13 protein-coding genes are annotated in these 19125 nt (G+C 46.7%); 7 read left to right on the forward strand and 6 right to left on the reverse strand.

Translation table 11 applies throughout. From position 1 onward, the window contains the following. Window positions 1–75: 75 nt before the first annotated feature. The 5 genes from hslU to priA form a co-directional block, all read right to left on the reverse strand. Window positions 76–1407: an HslU--HslV peptidase ATPase subunit gene (gene hslU, locus OCU77_RS01010; protein WP_048898861.1), complete on the reverse strand. Its 1332-nt coding sequence runs from the start codon at window positions 1405–1407 to the stop codon at window positions 76–78. Between the two features lie 10 nt (window positions 1408–1417). Continuing rightward, entirely contained in the window at window positions 1418–1945 is a 528-nt protein-coding gene (gene hslV, locus OCU77_RS01015; protein WP_048898862.1) for an ATP-dependent protease subunit HslV, read from the reverse strand. Between the two features lie 164 nt (window positions 1946–2109). Beyond that, a complete protein-coding gene (locus OCU77_RS01020) occupies window positions 2110–2709 on the reverse strand; it encodes an SPOR domain-containing protein (RefSeq protein WP_048898863.1) in 600 nt (199 codons plus the stop codon). 174 nt (window positions 2710–2883) lie between these two features. Continuing rightward, the gene (gene cytR / locus OCU77_RS01025; protein ID WP_048898864.1) at window positions 2884–3888 is read right to left on the reverse strand and encodes a DNA-binding transcriptional regulator CytR; all 1005 of its coding nucleotides are present in this window, start codon (window positions 3886–3888) and stop codon (window positions 2884–2886) included. A 172-nt stretch (window positions 3889–4060) separates the two neighbouring features. Continuing rightward, window positions 4061–6262, reverse strand: a complete 2202-nt coding sequence (gene priA, locus OCU77_RS01030; RefSeq protein WP_048898865.1) for a primosomal protein N' — start codon at window positions 6260–6262, stop codon at window positions 4061–4063. 270 nt (window positions 6263–6532) lie between these two features. Between priA and rpmE the strand changes: the two genes are divergently transcribed. The 4 genes from rpmE (at window position 6533) to OCU77_RS01050 (ending at window position 13453) form a co-directional block, all read left to right on the forward strand. Continuing rightward, window positions 6533–6745: a 50S ribosomal protein L31 gene (gene rpmE / locus OCU77_RS01035; protein ID WP_048898866.1), complete on the forward strand. Its 213-nt coding sequence runs from the start codon at window positions 6533–6535 to the stop codon at window positions 6743–6745. Between the two features lie 403 nt (window positions 6746–7148). Then, window positions 7149–8396 carry a malic enzyme-like NAD(P)-binding protein gene (locus OCU77_RS01040; RefSeq protein ID WP_048898867.1) on the forward strand — a complete coding sequence of 416 codons (1248 nt, stop codon included), beginning with the start codon at window positions 7149–7151 and terminating at the stop codon, window positions 8394–8396. A gap of 1074 nt (window positions 8397–9470) precedes the next feature. After that, entirely contained in the window at window positions 9471–12221 is a 2751-nt protein-coding gene (locus OCU77_RS01045) for a cation-translocating P-type ATPase (protein WP_048898868.1), read from the forward strand. Window positions 12222–12289: 68 nt separating this feature from the next. Further along, window positions 12290–13453, forward strand: a complete 1164-nt coding sequence (locus OCU77_RS01050) for a hypothetical protein (RefSeq protein WP_048898869.1) — start codon at window positions 12290–12292, stop codon at window positions 13451–13453. A gap of 182 nt (window positions 13454–13635) precedes the next feature. On the opposite strand, the gene metJ is transcribed toward OCU77_RS01050, so the two are convergent. Then, on the reverse strand, window positions 13636–13953 hold the full coding sequence (gene metJ, locus OCU77_RS01055) for a met regulon transcriptional regulator MetJ (protein WP_048898870.1): 318 nt from the start codon (window positions 13951–13953) through the stop codon (window positions 13636–13638). 270 nt (window positions 13954–14223) lie between these two features. Between metJ and OCU77_RS01060 the strand changes: the two genes are divergently transcribed. The 3 genes from OCU77_RS01060 to metF all read left to right on the forward strand — a co-directional run bounded on the left by OCU77_RS01060 (window position 14224) and on the right by metF (window position 19070). Continuing rightward, window positions 14224–15390, forward strand: a complete 1167-nt coding sequence (locus OCU77_RS01060) for an O-succinylhomoserine (thiol)-lyase (protein ID WP_048898871.1) — start codon at window positions 14224–14226, stop codon at window positions 15388–15390. Next, on the forward strand, window positions 15391–17808 hold the full coding sequence (locus OCU77_RS01065) for a bifunctional aspartate kinase/homoserine dehydrogenase II (protein WP_107302830.1): 2418 nt from the start codon (window positions 15391–15393) through the stop codon (window positions 17806–17808). A gap of 356 nt (window positions 17809–18164) precedes the next feature. Continuing rightward, complete coding sequence (metF, locus tag OCU77_RS01070; RefSeq protein ID WP_048898872.1) at window positions 18165–19070, forward strand: methylenetetrahydrofolate reductase; 906 nt, start codon at window positions 18165–18167, stop codon at window positions 19068–19070. The last annotated feature ends 55 nt before the right edge of the window (window positions 19071–19125 follow it).

The raw sequence follows: 19125 nt of genomic DNA on the forward strand, positions 1-19125 counted from the left end.
ACGCAAATTTCAGATAAAAAAACGGCGCAGTGAATGCGCCGTTAGATGTGATATCAAGTGTTGTGCAAGGCGCTATTATAAAATGAAGCGGCTTAGATCTTCGTCTTCAACCAATTCACCTAAACGCTCAGTCACGTAAGCTGCATCGATCACCATGGCGTCACCTGATTTTTCAGAGGCGTCGTAAGATAGTTCTTCCATCAAACGCTCCATCACAGTGTGCAGGCGGCGAGCACCGATATTTTCAGTACGCTCATTCACCTGCCATGCGGCTTCTGCCAGTTTATCGATGCCGTCTTCAGTAAACGAGATCTCAACCGATTCTGTCGCCATCAGAGCACGGTATTGCTCAGTAAGCGATGCATTTGGCTCAGTTAGGATACGCTTGAAGTCATGGCTTGTTAGGGCTTCTAACTCAACACGGATCGGCAGACGACCTTGTAGTTCAGGGATCAGATCCGAAGGTTTTGCAACTTGGAATGCACCCGAAGCCACAAAGAGGATGTGATCAGTTTTTACCATGCCGTGCTTGGTTGATACTGTGCTGCCTTCAACAAGTGGCAGTAGATCGCGCTGAACACCTTCGCGTGACACATCTGGGCCTGATGATTCACCACGCTTACAGATCTTATCGATTTCATCCAAGAAAACGATGCCGTTGTTTTCTACCGCAAAGATCGCTTGTTCTTTCAGTTCTTCTTGGTTGACCAACTTGGCAGCTTCTTCTTCGGTTGCTGCTTTCATCGCGTCTTTGATTTTCATCTTACGCTTTTTAGAGGTGTTACCCGCAAGGTTTTGGAACATACCTTGCAGTTGGTTGGTCATGTCTTCCATACCTGGAGGCGCCATGATCTCTACACCCATTTGCGGCGCGGCAATATCGATTTCAACTTCTTTGTCGTCAAGTTTACCTTCGCGCAGCTTCTTACGGAAAGATTGACGGGTTGATGAATTGCTATCGCCTTCTTCATTTTGGCCCCATGCATCGCGAGCAGGTGGCAGCAAGATATCAAGAATACGATCTTCAGCTTGTTCTTCAGCGCGGAATTTTACTTTTTCCATCGCTTGCTGGTGGGTCATTTTCACTGCAACGTCGGTTAAGTCGCGGATAATGGTTTCCACTTCTTTGCCTACATAGCCCACTTCGGTGAACTTGGTTGCTTCAACTTTGATGAAAGGCGCGTTCGCTAGTTTCGCTAGACGACGAGCAATCTCGGTTTTACCGACACCCGTTGGGCCTATCATCAGAATATTTTTCGGGGTGACTTCAACACGCAGCTCTTCAGGAAGCTGCATGCGACGCCAGCGGTTACGTAGGGCAATAGCCACTGCACGTTTCGCTTTATCTTGACCGATAATGTGGCGATCAAGTTCGTGAACAATCTCGCGTGGAGTCATCTCAGACATGGCAACTTCCTTACTTGGTCTCTAGTTCTTCAACGGTATGGTTATGGTTGGTGAATACACAGATATCGCCAGCAATATTTAGCGATTTTTCTGCAATTTCACGTGCACCTAAATCGGTGTTTTCAAGCAGTGCGGTTGCGGCTGCCTGTGCAAAGTTACCACCAGAACCAATCGCAATCAGATCGTTTTCAGGCTGAACCACATCACCGTTACCCGTGATAATTAATGAGCCAGTTTCATCGGCCACGGCCAATAAGGCTTCAAGTTTGCGTAGCGCACGATCGGTACGCCAATCTTTCGCAAGCTCCACCGCTGATTTCAGCAGGTGGCCTTGGTGCATTTCGAGCTTACGCTCAAAACGCTCAAATAGAGTGAATGCATCAGCAGTACCGCCAGCAAAACCTGCCAGTACTTTATTGTTATATAAACGGCGGACTTTGCGCGCGTTACCTTTCATTACAGTGTTGCCCAGAGAAACCTGGCCATCACCTGCAATAACGACTTTTCCGTTTCGACGTACAGATACAATAGTTGTCACGGGGAAACCTCTTTGGTTTGCGCCGGCGTTCAGTGCCGGTATCAATATCATTATTATCTTGGGTTGGTGGTGGGAAATTTCAAGGTGGTCGCAGTGCTTGTGATCAAAAAAGGATGCCGTAGCACCCTTTTTTATCTTTAATCAGAGAAGAAAATTATTATGAATTACCATTCCCAATACCAAATTGCGCAAGGCTCAATCCCCCCACGGCGTAATTGGTTACGGTCGCTCTCGGCTTTACGTTTTTGAGGGTAAGGGCCCAGAATCACACGATACCACTTACCTTTTTCGCCGTTTGCTACTTTAATTTGGCTGGTTAAGCCTTGGAAAGCGATCATGGCTTTACGCTCGTCAGCTTGTTTCAGCGTGCGGTAGGCACCACATTGCATCAAATAAGGTCGAGTAGGTTTCTGCTCTTTTTTGGTTTCAACTTTCACTTCTTTGTTTTCAAGCTCTTCGATATAGCGCCATTTCTCTTCCGGTTTAGGCGGTAGCGCGGCTTTCGGTTTCGTCGCAGGCTTGGGGGCTACCACTGTTGGCTTCGCAACTTGTGGTTTCACCGTTGTCGGTTTGGTGACTTTCGGCTGAGCGGGGGCAGGATCACTGGTCGCTAAAAAATATAAGCCATAGCCTAATGCACCCACCAAAAGCACGGCAATGATGGCCCATTTGATAGGAAAAGAACGAGTCGCAGTAGATTTACGACGGTTATTAGCTGGCTTTTTTGGCGCGCGCCCGCGCTTTACATAATCTTTAGTGGCCACAATGCTGACAGTACAAAGAACTCGGTATCACTATGGTACAAACTTGGGTGGATACTGACTAGTGGCAGAGTCAATTTAGGCTTGAAAGAGGGGAGTGATCGACGTGAGAAGTGTGAGCTTATACGCAAAACGATAAGCTCACAGTATTAGGTTTGCGACTGAGGTGATGCTCGTTTATGCAGGCGGTGGCGCTGCACTTTCACGGATAACCAGTTTGGCATCCAATAAGCGTGAACCTGCTTGCACATCTTTACCTTTCAATAATTCCAGCAACATCAGCATTGCCTGGCGTCCAATTTCGTAGCGGGGTTGTGAAACCGTCGTCAGTGGTGGATCGCAGTATTCGGCAAATTGAATATCATCAAAGCCGACTATAGAGATGTCTTGAGGAACACGTAAGCCGAGTCGTTTGGCTTGCTGCATTGCACCAATTGCCATTACGTCGCTGTGACAAAAGAGAGCGGTAGGTGGCTCAGGCAATGACAGTAGTGCGGTTACTGCACGCGCACCAGCAGCAAACGAGAAGTCGCCTTTTACTGTGTAGGCTGGGTTTAAATCAATCCCAGCACGGCGCAATGCTTGCTGATAACCTTGCGAACGGAAATGACACAAAGGCGCGGTGTCTGGTCCTGAAATTTGGGCGATGCGATGATGCCCCATTTGCGTGAGGTAATTAACCGCTTCAAACGCTGCTGTCAGGTTGTCGATTTGTACTGTTGGTAGTTCAAGCTCAGGTGAGTATTCACAAGCCATAACCAAGGGCGGCAAGTTTTTCTGCTCAGGTTTGCTGACATCAAATGGTAGGTCGGTGCCTAATAACAGCATACCGTCTGCTTGCTTGGTAAAGACCAGGTTGACGAATGAATTTTCGCGGTTTTTTTGTTGGCCGCTATCACCCAATAAAACCAAATAGCCGTGCTCCATGGCGGCTTCTTCGATACCACGAATAAGCTCACTGAAGTAAGGGTCACAAATATCAGGAACAATTGTGACTATGGTTTTTGATTCGTTACGACGGAGATTTCTTGCTAGTGAATTCGGTGAATAACCAGCTTCCATGACAGCTTGTTCAACTTTTTTACGGGTTGAGGCTGACACTTTTTCCGGGTTCATTAAAGCACGGGATACCGTGGCTGTAGATACACCGGCGAGCTGGGCAACATCCTTCATTGTCGCCATAGTTGCACTTCCTCTCTATGATTTCTCTCATAAAATTGCCGGAGGACCATAGCCAAAATGGGCAGATACCTAAACCGACAAGCTCATTATTGTAGGCATTTCTACATAAATTAAACATGCCTATCATGGCATAAATTACATTCGGTATGTGATCTAGCTCGCATTGCCTATTTTAAGTCAAATCTTGGGGTTCAACATCTATCGACCAGCGAACCTTTTTGGCGAGAGGTAATAATTGCACCATAGGTTTGGCTATGCAGAGTAGTTGCTGCAGGGTTTTTCGGTCGGGAGCTTGCAAGAGTAGCTGCCAACGGTAACGACCTGCACGACGTGCAAGTGGCGCAGGGTTGGGGCCCATAATGCACACATCTTGATTAAACCTTGGGCTGGCTTCAAAGGTGTTTCTTACTTGCTGTAAAAACTGGAGCACTTGGTCATTATCGTTAGATTCGGCCCGCATCAAGGCTAAATAGGTATACGGTGGTAGCCAAGCCTGCTTGCGTTCATTGAGCGCAGTGGCGGCAAAACTGTCGTAACCTTTGTGCAGCAAATCCTGCAACAAAGCATGGTCAGGGTGGTGAGTTTGCAGCATCACTTCGCCAGGTTTGCTGGCTCGGCCAGCCCGTCCTGCGACCTGAATAAACAGTTGGGCTAAGCGCTCGGAGGCGCGGAAGTCATTACTAAAAAGGGCGCTATCCACATCAATTAAAGCCACTAAGGTGACATTGGGAAAGTGATGCCCTTTTGCCAGCATCTGGGTGCCAATTAGAATTTGGTATTCGTTATTTTTAATCGCTTCTAAATAGTTTTCTAGCGACCCTTTACGGCGGGTGCTATCACGATCAATACGCACGGCTTTGTATTCAGGGAATAAGGTAGCGAGTTGTTGTTCAAGTTGCTCGGTACCGACACCGACTGGGATCAGCTGGGTTGAACCACAATCTCCACACTGCGGCATGATCGGGCGTTGTCCACCACAGTGGTGACAGCGCAATTCCCCCGTTTGCTGGTGGAAGGTGTAGTGGATATCACAACGCTGGCAATCGGCCAACCAGCCGCACTCATGACACATGATGGCAGGGGAAAAACCCCGACGGTTTAAAAACAGGATGACTTGGTTTCCTGCTTGGAGGTGTTTACGCATTTGAGCGATCAGCGGTGCCGATAGCCCCGACTCTAAGTACAGCCCTTTGATATCCAGTACACCATGGCGGGCTTTCTGGGCCACGCCTGCACGTTGAGTCAGGGTGAGGTGGTGGTATTTCCCAGTTTTAGCATTATGCAGGCTTTCTAATGCGGGTGTCGCAGAGCCTAATACCACAGGGATATTTTCTTTGTTAGCACGCAGCACGGCAATATCACGGGCGTGATAACGTAAGCTATCTTGTTGCTTGTAAGAGGCGTCATGCTCTTCATCCACAATAATAATGCCAAGGTTAGCAAAGGGGGTGAATAAGGCTGAGCGTGTTCCTATGATGATACCAGCTTGGTTATCGCGGCCAGCGAGCCAAGCGGATAAACGCTCAGTGTCATTGAGGCCCGAGTGGATGGTCTCTAATGGCACATTAAAGCGCCGCTTAAAGCGATTAATTGTCTGCGGTGTTAGGCCGATTTCAGGCACTAAAATTAGCGCTTGCTTACCTGCGGCTAAAATCGGCTCTAGCAGGTTAAGGTACACTTCGGTTTTGCCTGAACCTGTCACCCCTTCCAATAAATAACAACCATAGTCGGGATTGCAGTTCACGGTTGCAATCGCCAGCGCTTGCTCTTCATTTAAGCGCGGCTTTTCTTCCGTGACCTCAAAATGTTTAAGCCAATCATTTTGCTTAGGCTGTTCGATTTTTTCTTCAATCCAACCTTTTTCGGACAGGGTTTTTAAGGTTGCTGAGCTAACTTCTTGTGCTAAAAGGGCTTCATGGCTGGTGGTGCCTTGCTGTAATACCGTCAGTACTTGGACTTGACGCGGGGCACGTTTCAAACTTATGAGTGGTTGGTTCCTGCCTGCTTCCGTTAATGCCCAGCTTTTTAAGGCCGTCGGCGAGGCTTCTCGCCCCTTACGAAGCAAAGCTGGCATGGCATTGGCTAACGTATCACCGAGCGGATACTGGTAATACTGACTGGCCCATTTTAATAAACCAAACAGTGCAGGAGACCAGAGTGTTTCGCTATCGATAACAGCGCCAAGCGGCTTGAGTTGCGCCCGTGGGAAATCGGATTGGTCACTCAAAGCCACCACAATACCAATCAGGTGTTGGCGGCCAAATGGCACACGCACACGTCCACCAATCACAGGGTAAGTATTGGGTTTTATGAGGTAATCAAACGTTTTGTCCAGTGGTACTGGAAGCGCCACTTTGGCAATATCGAGCGTCATCGTAAATTGCAAATCCGCATTAGCTTTAGCATGAATAAGGTAGGCAGTGTACCTCGCCTCAGAAAGTATCCCAAATCTGTAATGAGTGAGCTGTTAAAAGGCCCATTCGACTTTTAGTGGGGAATACTCCATGATTAGTTGATCTGTGCGGTGTGATTGATTACTATACGCCGCCTGAATTATCGCCTTGCGCGGTAACTATTTTTTAACGCGTGTGGTGCCCGGCTTTGGATCGGGAGAGCGACACGGCCTTTATTTGAGGTTATCCCAATGAAAGTAGGTATTCACCCAGAATACAAAGCTGTAAGTGCTCGTTGCTCTTGCGGTAACACGTTTGAATTTAACTCTACAATGAACAAAGACATCAACCTTGATGTTTGTGACAAATGTCACCCGTTCTACACTGGTAAGCAACGTCAAGTTAGCACCGGTGGTCGTATCGACAAATTCAACAAGCGTTTCGGTGCGCTTACAAGCAAATAATTTTTGCTTGGATAATACCGCCAAAAGGGACGCGCAAGCGTCCCTTTTTGTTTTCTGCTATCTCTATTTCTCACGCAGAACTATCACGTCGCACAGGTAATATTCTTATTACAAGTCTGTAAACTCACCATGTTTAAACCCACACAAAAAGTAATGCTATCTATCGGTTTTTAGAACAAAAAATCGATATGAAAAATTTGTGACACGTTTTCTACCCCTTTTTTCAATATTGTTAGCGAAAATCGTAATTCGATTGGCTCGACCAGCTTTGCTGAGCTAGGATTTTCACTCGCTATAGAATATGATCTGGCTCGCACGAATTCTAAGCTGGCTTACTTTTATTACGCCAGATAATTGTTCAGCATCGTATCTTTACCCCCATTATCATCAGGACCAGAACATCATGTCTGAAGATTTTCGCCAACAAGCGCTTCATTACCACGCATACCCAGTTCCAGGTAAAACTGCTATTTCTCTGACGAAACCTGCCGATACGGTAGAAGACTTAGCATTAGCTTACAGCCCGGGTGTTGCTGAGCCAGTGCGTGAAATCGCGCAGAATGCTGAAAATGTTTACAAGTACACAGGTAAAGGCAACATGGTTGCTGTTATTACTAACGGTACTGCGATTCTAGGACTAGGTAACTTAGGTCCACTGGCCTCTAAGCCGGTGATGGAAGGTAAATCGCTACTATTCAAGCGCTTTGCAGGTTTAGACTCGATTGATATCGAAGTGAAGCACCGTACCATTGATGAGTTTGTTGATACTGTGGCTAATATCGCAGACACCTTTGGTGGTATTAACCTTGAAGATATTAAAGCGCCAGATTGTTTTGAAATTGAAAAACGTCTGATTGAGCGCTGTAACGTGCCAGTATTCCACGATGATCAACACGGTACGGCTATTGTTACGGCGGCGGGTATGTTGAACGCGCTGGATCTGCAAGGCAAAACAATCGAAGAATCTGTGATTGTTTGTCTAGGTGCAGGCGCCGCTGCAGTTGCTTGTATGGAAATGCTGATTAAGTGTGGTGCACAGCGTGAGAAGATCTACATGCTGGACCGTAAAGGTGTTATCCACACACGTCGAGATGATATCAACGAATACAAACAGCTATTCGCTAACAACACAGATAAGCGTACCCTAGAGGATGTGATTGAAGGTGCGGATATTTTTGTTGGTGTTTCAGGCCCAGATTTATTATCACCAGAAGCATTAAAGCTGATGGCTGATAAGCCAGTAGTGTTTGCTTGTTCAAACCCAGATCCAGAAATCAAACCGGCGTTGGCGCATGCCGTTCGTGATGATTTGATCATGGGTACGGGTCGCTCGGATTACCCGAACCAAGTGAACAACGTATTGTGTTTCCCATTCATCTTCCGTGGCGCACTGGATGTGCGTGCGAGCCAAATTAACGATGAGATGAAACTGGCAGCCGTGAAAGCGATTCGCGAGCTAGCAAAAGAGCCTGTGCCTGCTGAAGTATTAGCTGCTGCGGGTGCAGAAAGTTTGAGCTTTGGTCCAGAGTACATTATTCCAAAACCAATGGACCCACGCTTGCTGCCTCGCGTAGCAAAAGCAGTGGCAGTGGCTGCGGTTGAGTCGGGTGTTGCACAAATTGACATGCCTAAGGGCTACATGGAAAGTTAATGTAACCCTGCTATATCTGTTACAGACCATCGAAAGCCAGCGGCATGCAGTGTTGCTGGCTTTTTGCTATTTATGCCTGCTGAAATGCCGTAGCGGTTTCTCGAGGTGAATCACTCTGCTGGCTGCACGCCTTGTACCATCAGTAGGTCAAAGCTTGCTGCGCCAGAAAAGAACGCCATACCCGCTAAGATTATCATTAACATGTATTTCCCGCCGATTAAGCACATTCCAATTGTATTAATTACAGAATCTAACATATACCACCCCACTTATTGCTAACACATAGAAAATGAACAATGAATCTTCGTGTTGTTTTAAATTTAACCCATGCATTAAGTGTATGGATTAATCTTAGGCACTAATTGATTCTGATCATTTTCATATTCGGTATTTAAATAACGCTAAAAGATTATTTAAATAGTTATAGCTAGGTGGTGTTTTTACAATTCAGATCAAATTAACACGTCTTTGAAATAACCATTTCCTAATTAACAGTACTATTTGGTTTAAAACAAATAGAAAACAAAATACGAGGTTATTTGTATTTCTAGACATTTATTACGTAGGGAAATAATATTTAATAAATGTAGAGCTTTTGAAATAGATGCTTACATTCACCGAAGTTATGAGTTAATTCTCGTTGTGAAAGTGAATGATAGCATTTATTTGCGGCTATTCGCCACTAATTACCTGGCTGAAATTTCATCGGTTTGCCCAGACCCTCTACGTGTGATGTAAATCGCAAAAATCAGCTCTCAGCACATTAAAACCTAGGTATTGGCTTTAAATGCTCGGTTTTACCGAGTATTTGCTGTGGTTGTTATTAGGTGTTGTTTATACCTGTTTACATTGTTTTTAATAATTCGCACTGATATCGGAATGAATTTTGATAATAATCAAAAAAATTCCCAAATAAGTATTTCAAACGCCGAAAATAATTTCATCATTTGTGTGAATATTATAATTTTAACTCGCTTTAACAATTCTGTTTGAGTGTCATAGATAAACAAAGTTCAGGTTTTGCCAAGTATTTTGGCTGAATGCGTTCGCCTTTATTTTGTGGGAGATTATTGTATGCGAAAAAAGTGGTTTACAAAGACAGCGGATAATACGCTTTCAGCGTTAGAAACAACACGCTCTGGATTATCATCAAAAACAGTAAAAGAACGTCAACAAAAATACGGCCCAAATGAATTGCAAGAGCAAGAAGGTAAATCTGCTCTAGCGATGTTTTTAGATCAATTTAAAAATCCACTTATTTTTATTCTAGGAGTAGGGGCGTTAGTCTCATTCTTTACTGGTCATAATGTAGATGGCATTGCTATCACAGTGATCATTTTCATTAATGCCTTGATTGCTTTCTGGCAAGAAATGAAAGCGAAAAAAGGCATGGACGCCTTAAAAGAAATGGCTGCCCCGAATGCACAAGTGGTGCGGGATGGTGACGTGCTGTCGATACCAGCACGTGAACTGGTACCCGGCGATATCCTTAAAATCAATACTGGCGACATCTTAGCTGCAGATGTGCGGATCATTGAAGCCAATCGACTTTCTATTGATGAAGCTGCTCTAACGGGGGAATCTGAGCCTGTTGATAAGCGTATTGCTGAGCTTGATGGTGACAACATTGGCTTGGGTGATCAGGTCAATATGGGGTTCATGACCACGATTGTCACGTCAGGTAATGGTTATGGCGTTGTTGTTGGTACGGGAATGCAAACTGAAGTTGGCCACATTGCCGACATGATGACCAACACTGAAGAAACTAAGACGCCGATGCAAGTTCGCATGGATACCATCGCGCATACATTGATGATTGCAGCCCTATCAGTGGTTGCTGTTGTGTGTGCCATTGGTCTCTACCACGGTATGCCATGGTTGGAAATTTTAAATACGGGTATCTCGTTATCTGTTGCTGCTATTCCTGAAGGTCTACCAACAGTTGTATCTATTGTATTGACCATGGGTTCCACCAAGATGGTGAAGAGTAACGCCTTGGCAAAACAACTTTCTGCGATTGAGACGCTGGGCTCCACTACGGTTATTTGTTCGGATAAGACAGGTACGCTGACTCAAAACCAAATGCAGGTGATGCAAGCATACGATGCCGCTGGTCGTTACTGGAAAGTGACGGGTAAAGGTTTCGATCTTAAAGGGGAGTTTGAACCACAGAAACATCAAGTTGCCGTGGCAGATAGCCCTGAAATGATGCGTGGCCTTACTGTTGCGACTTTATGTAACGATGCACAGTATCTGCAAGAAAAAGGTAAATACGCCGTCCGTGGTAACCCAACAGAGGGCGCATTGATTGTTGCTGCGGCTAAAGCCGGCTTACAGCAGGGCAATATGCTGGCATCGGGTGAGTTTACGATTGTTGAAAAATTCCCGTTTGATTCTGGACGTAAGATGGCTTCTGTCATTGTACGAGATAAAGCAGGCCAACACTTCCTTGCTGTCAAAGGTGCGCCCGATGTGATCCTGCGTAATGCATCAGGCTTTATGATTGATGGCACGGTTGTGGCGCACTCTGAGCAAGAAATGCAAGGTAATCTTGCATTGGCAACCAGCCCTGCAGAACAGCATATTGCAAATTATCAACAAGCAATCAAAGAGTTTGCTGATCAAGCGCTGCGTACTCTGGCCGTTGGGTTCCGTCCATTAACCGACGAAGATCTAGAGCGTGACCATCACGAGCTTGAGCACGACATTACCATCCTTGGCCTTTACGGCATCATGGATCCACCGCGTCCTGAAGTACGTGATGCAGTGAACAGTTGTTTTGATGCCGGCGTTCGTACTGTCATGATCACCGGTGACCACGCCCTTACTGCGGCAGCGGTTGCCCGCGATATCGGTATTATTCGCTCTGAAAACGATAAAGTGATCACGGGCGCTCAGCTTGATGAGATGGACGATGAAGCACTGCGTCGCATTTGTCCTGAAGTCGCTGTATTTGCGCGAGTTAGCCCAGAGCATAAGCTACGTATTGTTAAAGCGCAGCAGGACAATAACGAAGTCCCTGCCATGACAGGTGATGGTGTGAACGATGCCCCAGCACTGCGTCGCGCTGACATCGGAGTAGCGATGGGGATTGCAGGCACCTCGGTGGCGAAGGACTCTGGTGATTTGATATTGCTGGATGATAACTTCAGCACCATAGTCAAAGCCGTGCGCCAAGGTCGTCAGATCTTCGATAACTTACGCAAGTTTATTCGTCAGGCATTGACAGCCAATGTGGGTGAAGTGGCGGTGATCTTGATTGCCTTTCTGATGATGGGGCCAGAGACTATCTTGCCGCTGACACCACTGATGATTTTGTGGATCAACTTGGTCTCTGATGGTTTACCAGCCTTGGCATTGGGGGTTGAGCCAGAAGAAAAAGACGTGATGTCACGTAAACCGCGCAAGCGTAACGAAGGCTTCTTTGGTGACAACTTGGGCGCCAAGATAGTGATCCGTGGTTTAGCACTGGGTGGCATGAGTTACGTAGCATTTAGCTGGGCGTTGAATGCGGGTCATAGCGCGCAGTATGCACAGACGGTTGCTTTCGCCATGCTGATCTTTGCACAACTGTGGCACTTATTTGATTCGCGTAGCTTTACAACGCTATACCGCAAAAATCCATTCACCAATAAGTACCTACTAGGCGCAGTAGCCTTGTCTGCAACCCTATCACTGAGCGTGATGTACACAGGCTTAGGTCAAATGATCTTTAATACCGAAGCACTGTCGTTTGGTCACCTAATGACTGTGATTATTGCGGCATCTGTACCGACATTCTTACTGTCGGGTATCAAAGAAATAACGAAAGTGAAATTCGTCTAACCCAACTGTCAGCCCTCTTTTTAGGGGGCTGACCCTTCGACGAGCAATGTAATACAAGAGGTTATGACGTGAAAAAAATCATTCTATATTCCGCATTACTGTTGGTGGGGCTAGTGTGCTCACAACTGCTACCATCATTCATTGCCGGCTACGGCCAACTGCAACCCACCATTATGGTGCTGACCATGTCAGCGCTGGCCTACATCATGATCAATGTTGGTCGTGAATTTGAAATTGATAAGAACAACTTAAAACAATACCGCTGGGATTACGTGGTCGCAATGACAACGGCAACCTTCCCGTGGATTGGCGTTGTGCTGTATTTCATTTTTGTCCTTATGCCAGCAGAGATGTGGAGTAATGTCGACGCGTGGACAGAGACCTTAGTGATTGGCCGCTTTGCTGCGCCAACGTCTGCGGGTGTACTGTTTGCGATGTTAGCTGCCGCGGGATTAGGGGCGACCTGGATGTTTAGTAAAGCGCGTGTATTAGCCATCTTTGATGATCTCGATACCGTGCTCTTGATGATCCCTTTATCAATTTTAGTGGTGGGCTGGCAGCCTGCATTAGGTGTCACTTTAGTCTTAATGTTTGGCTTATTAGCGCTGGGTTATCGCTATTTACACCTTTGGTCTATTCCATCGTCAGCGGGTGCTGTGATGGGCTATTCCGTCATTATTGCGTTGCTGTGTGAGTTGTTTTATTTACGCAGTGGCGTCCATTTCGAAGTCTTGCTACCCGCTTTCGTGTTGGGGTGCATGATGAAATCGCAACATGAATCCGCCGCCGATCAACAAGTATCAAGCTTTGTGGCTGGTGTGTTTATGATGTTGGTTGGTCTGAGCTTGCCGCAAATCTTTGGGGGAGTAGCAACCTCCTCATCAGAGAGCATCACAGTGGCAATGCCAGCAATGTCGTTAGCTGAAATTACTTACCACGTGTTGATCATTTCTGTGATTGCCAATATCGGCAAGATGTTCCCACTGTTCTGTTACCGCAAAGAAGCCACGTTGAAAGAGCGTTTAGCGTTGTCGATCAGCATGTGGCCGCGCGGTGAAGTAGGTGCAGGTGTGTTGATGATAAGCATAGGTTATGGCTTTGGTGGCCCTATTGTCACGATCAGCATGCTGTCGCTGGCGCTGAACTTAGTGCTAACCGGTGTGTTCATCATGGTGGTGAGAAAACTTATTTTGAGTGAGAAACAGCAAGGAGAGAGTTATGAAAAAGCGTGAACTTAAGATACTTGGAATCGTTATTACTATTTTTCTTTTGACGCTGGTTGTAGGGCGAACCGCGTAAAAGAGCTGATAAAGTAAAAGCTACCATTAATTAGATAACGAAGTAGCGTGTTTCCTTATTTACTGACTGTGATTCCAAAGTTGTCATCACAGTCAGTTTTTTGTTGGTTATCAACTTACTCGTTGATGTCTTCGTAAGTAATTCCCATCGCATCCATCAAAGCTTTCGCTTCTGCCGGTAAGTCATCAGGACGGTCTTTACGAATATCGTCATCCGTTGGTAACGGTTGGCCGGTATAAGCATGCAAAAATGCTTCGCACAGTAATTCACTATTGGTCGCATGGCGCAGGTTATTTACCTGACGACGTGTACGTTCATCAGTCAGAATTTTTAAGACTTTTAATGGAATTGACACCGTAATTTTTTTTACTTGTTCGTTTTTCTTACCGTGTTCCGCGTATGGACTGATGTACTCGCCATTCCACTCTGCCATGTTTTACCTTCTCAGCGTTGTTGTTTTTACCGCCGCTCAGGTTATTTCATGCCATGACTATACTGAGAAAACCTCAGAGAATATGGGGTCATACGAAATAACTGCGAGTAGGGCAGTGAGTCATAATTAAAGTTTGGGTGAATTTTAGCGATATTTACCGCCATAAGCAAAGACATATAGACGTCTAGAAGTGTTGACGTCCCAGTTTTATATGGTTAATGTTGGTGAAGGAATTTTATTCGGCATTAAACCGAAACAAGGAAGGTTAATATGAGTGACAAGAAACTTGCCACTATTGCAGTTCGTACCGGCATTGAATCCGATTCTCAGCACCACGCTGTTGTCCCACCTATCTATCTCACATCTACGTACAGTTTTCCACAGCTGGGTGAGGTACCGCAATTCGATTACTCCCGCTCTGGTAACCCAAGTCGCAATATGTTGGCCGATGCACTGACAGAATTAGAAGGTGGTGCGGGTGGTGTTGTGACAAGTTGTGGAACGGCAGCGATTAACCTTCTTGTTTCTGCGATATTAGGCCCAGACGATCTGATTATAGCGCCGCATGACTGCTATGGCGGCACTTACCGACTATTTAATACCCGTGCCAACAAAGGTGACTTCAAGGTTGAGTTTGTTGATCAATCTGATCCTCTGGCGTTTGCCGCTGCGCTGGCTCGACAACCGAAAATTATTTGGGTGGAAACCCCCTCCAACCCCTTACTTCGCGTGATTGACGTAGAAGCTTTGTGTCAGCAAGCCAAAGCCGCAGGGGCGCTGGTGGCCGTAGATAACACCTTCCTTTCACCAGTCTTGCAGCAACCTATCGCATTAGGAGCAGATTTTGTGGTGCACTCGACGACCAAGTACATCAATGGCCATTCTGATGTCGTCGGCGGTATTCTGATTTCTGCTGATGCCGAGCAGGCTGAGAACATTGCATGGTGGGCTAACTGTATTGGTGCAACAGGCGCACCTTTTGATGCATACCTGACCCTAAGGGGCTTACGTACGTTAGTGCCACGGATGAAGATGCACGAAGAAAATGGGGCGCAGGTGCTGGCTTTCTTACAAAACCACCCCCAAGTTGCGGCTATTTATCACCCAAGTTTGCCGGATCATCCAGGCCACGACATCGCGAAGCGTCAACAGAAAGGGTTTGGTTCTATGATTAGTTTTGAGTTGGCGGGGAGTTTCCAACAACTTGAGGTGTTCGTGAAAGCGCTGAAATGTTTCTCGCTTGCGGAATCTTTGGGGGGAACTGAAAGCTTGATAGCCCATCCATCGAGCATGACACACCGTGCGATGTCAGATGAAGCGCAAGCCGAAGCGGGTATCAATACGGCATTATTGCGTCTATCGGTAGGGCTGGAAGATCCTACCGATCTTGTAGCCGATCTTGCACAAGCCTTTCAGCAAGCTGTCGAGGTAGGATAAATGAGCCAAGTACAAGCACGTCAATTACATAAGTTTGGCGGCAGTAGTCTAGCAGATGCTGAGTGCTATCGCCGCGTTGCAACGATTTTGCAAGAGTACTCGGCAGCCGAAGATCTGATTGTGGTCTCTGCGGCGGGTAAAACAACCAACCGTCTCATAGAATGGTTAGCCTTGCTGGCAAAAGACGGTCGTCATGCGCATGAAGTGTTGCAGGAGCTACGTCAGTATCAGCAAGATTTAATCACGGATTTATTGCCTGAACTCGCCGCTGACGAATTGCAAACTCAGCTTCACCTTGAGTTGAGTGCCTTATCGGCATTGAGTGAATTAGACCTTGATGAGGCGACTCGTGCCAAGGTGTTAGGGCACGGTGAACTGTGGTCTGCACGGCTACTTGCCGCTGTGCTTAATGCGAGTGCTTTACCGGCTTGTTCACTCGATTCTCGCCAGTTTTTACGGGCTGAACTTGCCGCACAACCTGAAGTCGATTGCGCGGCTTCACGGCCATTACTGCAACAACAACTGGTGCAGCATAGCCAGCATCGGATTGTGATCACAGGCTTTATGGCGCAAAACCACACGGGGCAAACCGTGCTATTGGGGCGTAATGGTTCTGATTATTCGGCAACCGTGATTGGCGCCTTGGCCGATGTTGCGCGAGTGACGATTTGGAGTGATGTCGCAGGGGTCTATAGTGCCGATCCGCGCCAAGTTAAAGATGCTTGCTTACTACCCTTATTACGGCTTGATGAAGCCAGTGAGTTAGCACGTCTTGCGGCACCTGTACTCCATAGCCGTACCCTCCAGCCCGTTGCGCAGAGCACGATAGATTTAACTTTGCGTTGCAGTCATCAACCCGAATCGGGATCGACGCGGGTGGAACGCGTATTAGCTTCTGGTCGTGGCGCAAAGATTGTGACCTCACTAGATGATGTTTGTTTGATTGAGCTTGATGTACCACGTGCGAATGACTTTGAACCAGTGCGTAAAGAGTTAGATCGCACTTTACTCCGAGCTCAGCTGCCACCGCTGGCCCAAAGCGTGGATCCAGAACAAGGTCGTATTTTGCTGGCTTATACGGGTGAGGTGGTCAATGGTGTTTTAGGGTTACTGCAAGATAGCGGTATTGCTGCTGAATTACGGTTACGTGATGGTTTCACTATGATCGCAGTGGTGGGAGCGGGTGTGGTCAATAACCCTGTGCATTGTCACGGTTTCTATCAGCAACTTAAAGGTCAACCGGTTGAGTTTCTGGCTGAAGCTGAATCAGGTTTGAGTCTTGTGGCTATTTTACGCCATGTGAACCCTGAAACCTTGATCGGCCGCGTCCACCAAAGTTTATTCCAAGCCCAAAAGCGGATTGGCTTGGTGCTGTGTGGCAAAGGTAACATAGGCAGTCGCTGGCTTGAGTTATTTGAAACTGAGCGTGAGCAACTGAGTAAGCGTCATGGTAAGACATTTACCTTGATCGGTGTGGCCGACAGTCGTCGTCATTGGATTGATTATGAAGGTATCGCTCCTTCACGGGCATTAACCTGTTTTAACGATGAAGCGGTTGAATATGCAGAGGGTGAATTACTGTCGACTTTAGCGGCACACCCATACGATGACGTGGTGGTGTTAGATGTGACAGCCAGTGCTGAGCTAGCGGTGAAATACCCGCAGGTTGCTGAGAGTGGTTTACACCTGATATCCGCAAACAAAGTGGCAGGCTCGGCATCAAGTGCTGATTATCATGCGGTGCAGGATGCGTTTGCCAAAACCAGTCGGCACTGGTTGTATAACGCCACGGTTGGCGCGGGCTTACCTGTAAATCACACTGTGCGTGATTTACGAGAGAGTGGCGATGATATTATTGCGGTGTCTGGCATTTTCTCTGGCACCTTGTCATGGTTATTTCAGCAGTACGATGGTTCAGTGCCGTTTTCAGCCTTGATTGAGCAAGCGTGGCAGCAAGGGTTAACTGAACCCGATCCTCGCCATGATTTAGACGGCAGTGATGTGATGCGTAAGCTGGTTATTCTGGCGCGTGAGTCAGGGCTTAGCATTGAGCCCGAGCAGGTTAAAGTGGAAACACTGGTGCCTGAATCCTTGGTTGATGTCAGTCTCGATACCTTCTTCGAACAAGCGGGAGAGCTCGATACGCGCTTGGAAGAGCGATTGGTGAAGGCGAATGTGGAAGAAAAAGTGCTGCGCTATGTTGCTCGGCTTGATAAGAAAGGCAAAGCAGCCGTGGGAGTGGAAGCCTTACCGAAAGAACATGCATTGGCGAACTTGCTGCCGTGTGACAATATTTTTGCAATTGAAAGTCGGTGGTATCGCGATAATCCGCTGGTGATCCGTGGTCCGGGGGCGGGTCGTGATGTCACGGCTGGGGCGTTGCTGTCTGATATTAATCGCTTAGCGGCTTTGCTTTAGGGACGTGATGAAGTCGTTATCCATAATGTTCAGTATTAATGGCGATTGTGTAATCGACTGCTATGATCATCTAAGGCAGTTGAATATAGCGATGGTAACCTGACTAAATAGGATGATTAGTTAGCAATAATTCTATCGCTAGAAACATGCACTATTCCTTTTAAAACCTGCCCTTGGCAGGTTTTTTTATTGTGAAAATTATGCAAGATGAACTTGAGAAAAATTCATGATTACTTGGTTGACATTAAATTGTTATCACGACATTCTGTAGACATATAGACGTCTAAATGGTTATTTGAAGACGTTCGCTTTTAAGGATAGCAGGGCCACGGTGCCAGGATAGGAAGGGATGAACTATGGGGTATTCTCACGCAAGCCATTTAGATGCGCTTAACCAAAATATTGTGGACCTTAAAGGTGACCTCAATGTGTCATTTGAGTTTTTTCCGCCTAGCAGCGAGCAAATGGAAAAGACCCTTTGGGCGTCTATTCACCGCCTAAAAACGTTAAAGCCGAAATTTGTCTCTGTAACGTACGGTGCAAACTCCGGTGAGCGTGACCGGACCCACTCCATCATCAAAGATATCAAAGACCAGACCGGCCTTATTGCTGCGCCGCATTTAACCTGTATCGATGCCAGTCGTGATGAACTCCGTACCATCGCCCGCGATTACTGGAACAGCGGTATTCGCGATATTGTGGCACTGCGTGGTGATTTACCACCTCAAGGTGGCAGACCGGATATGTATGCGTCGGATTTGGTGGAATTATTGCGTAAAGAAGCGGACTTTGATATTTCAGTGGCGGCATACCCTGAAGTCCACCCAGAGGCTAAAAGCGCGCAAGCGGATTTGATTAATCTAAAACGAAAAGTGGATGCAGGGGCGAGTCGTGCGATTACCCAGTTTTTCTTCGATGTTGAAAGTTATCTGCGGTTTCGTGACCGCTGTGTAGCAGCAGGCATTGATGTTGAAATTGTACCGGGTATTCTACCTGTATCGAACATGACTCAAGCAAAGCGCTTTGCGCTTGCGAATAACGTTAAAATTCCAGGTTGGTTAGAAAAACAATATGAAGGCTTGGATGATGACTTGCTAAGTCGTCAGATGGTTGGCGCCAGTAATGCGATTGATATGGTCCGTGTACTGAGCCGCGAAGGGGTGAAAGATTTCCACTTTTATACCCTGAATCGTGCAGAACTCACCTACGCCATATGTCATACCTTAGGTGTGCGAGCTGAAGTGGAGATAGCAGCTCCCTAGACTTATTGTTTAGCCTTAATTGATAGGCAACCAACAAAAAAGCCGCTATTTGATA

Origin of the sequence: Photobacterium swingsii (assembly GCF_024346715.1) — a bacterium.
Classification (GTDB): domain Bacteria; phylum Pseudomonadota; class Gammaproteobacteria; order Enterobacterales; family Vibrionaceae; genus Photobacterium; species Photobacterium swingsii.

Excerpts from the sequence above, each read along its gene's own strand:
- cytR (WP_048898864.1), bottom strand. The coding sequence starts at position 3,888 with ATGGCGACAATGAAGGATGTTGCCCAGCTCGCCGGTGTATCTACAGCC.
- hslU (WP_048898861.1), bottom strand. The coding sequence starts at position 1,407 with ATGTCTGAGATGACTCCACGCGAGATTGTTCACGAACTTGATCGCCAC.
- OCU77_RS01060 (WP_048898871.1), top strand. The coding sequence starts at position 14,224 with ATGAGTGACAAGAAACTTGCCACTATTGCAGTTCGTACCGGCATTGAA.
- OCU77_RS01045 (WP_048898868.1), top strand. The coding sequence starts at position 9,471 with ATGCGAAAAAAGTGGTTTACAAAGACAGCGGATAATACGCTTTCAGCG.
- OCU77_RS01065 (WP_107302830.1), top strand. The coding sequence starts at position 15,391 with ATGAGCCAAGTACAAGCACGTCAATTACATAAGTTTGGCGGCAGTAGT.
- OCU77_RS01040 (WP_048898867.1), top strand. The coding sequence starts at position 7,149 with ATGTCTGAAGATTTTCGCCAACAAGCGCTTCATTACCACGCATACCCA.
- priA (WP_048898865.1), bottom strand. The coding sequence starts at position 6,262 with ATGACGCTCGATATTGCCAAAGTGGCGCTTCCAGTACCACTGGACAAA.
- rpmE (WP_048898866.1), top strand. The coding sequence starts at position 6,533 with ATGAAAGTAGGTATTCACCCAGAATACAAAGCTGTAAGTGCTCGTTGC.
- metF (WP_048898872.1), top strand. The coding sequence starts at position 18,165 with ATGGGGTATTCTCACGCAAGCCATTTAGATGCGCTTAACCAAAATATT.
- metJ (WP_048898870.1), bottom strand. The coding sequence starts at position 13,953 with ATGGCAGAGTGGAATGGCGAGTACATCAGTCCATACGCGGAACACGGT.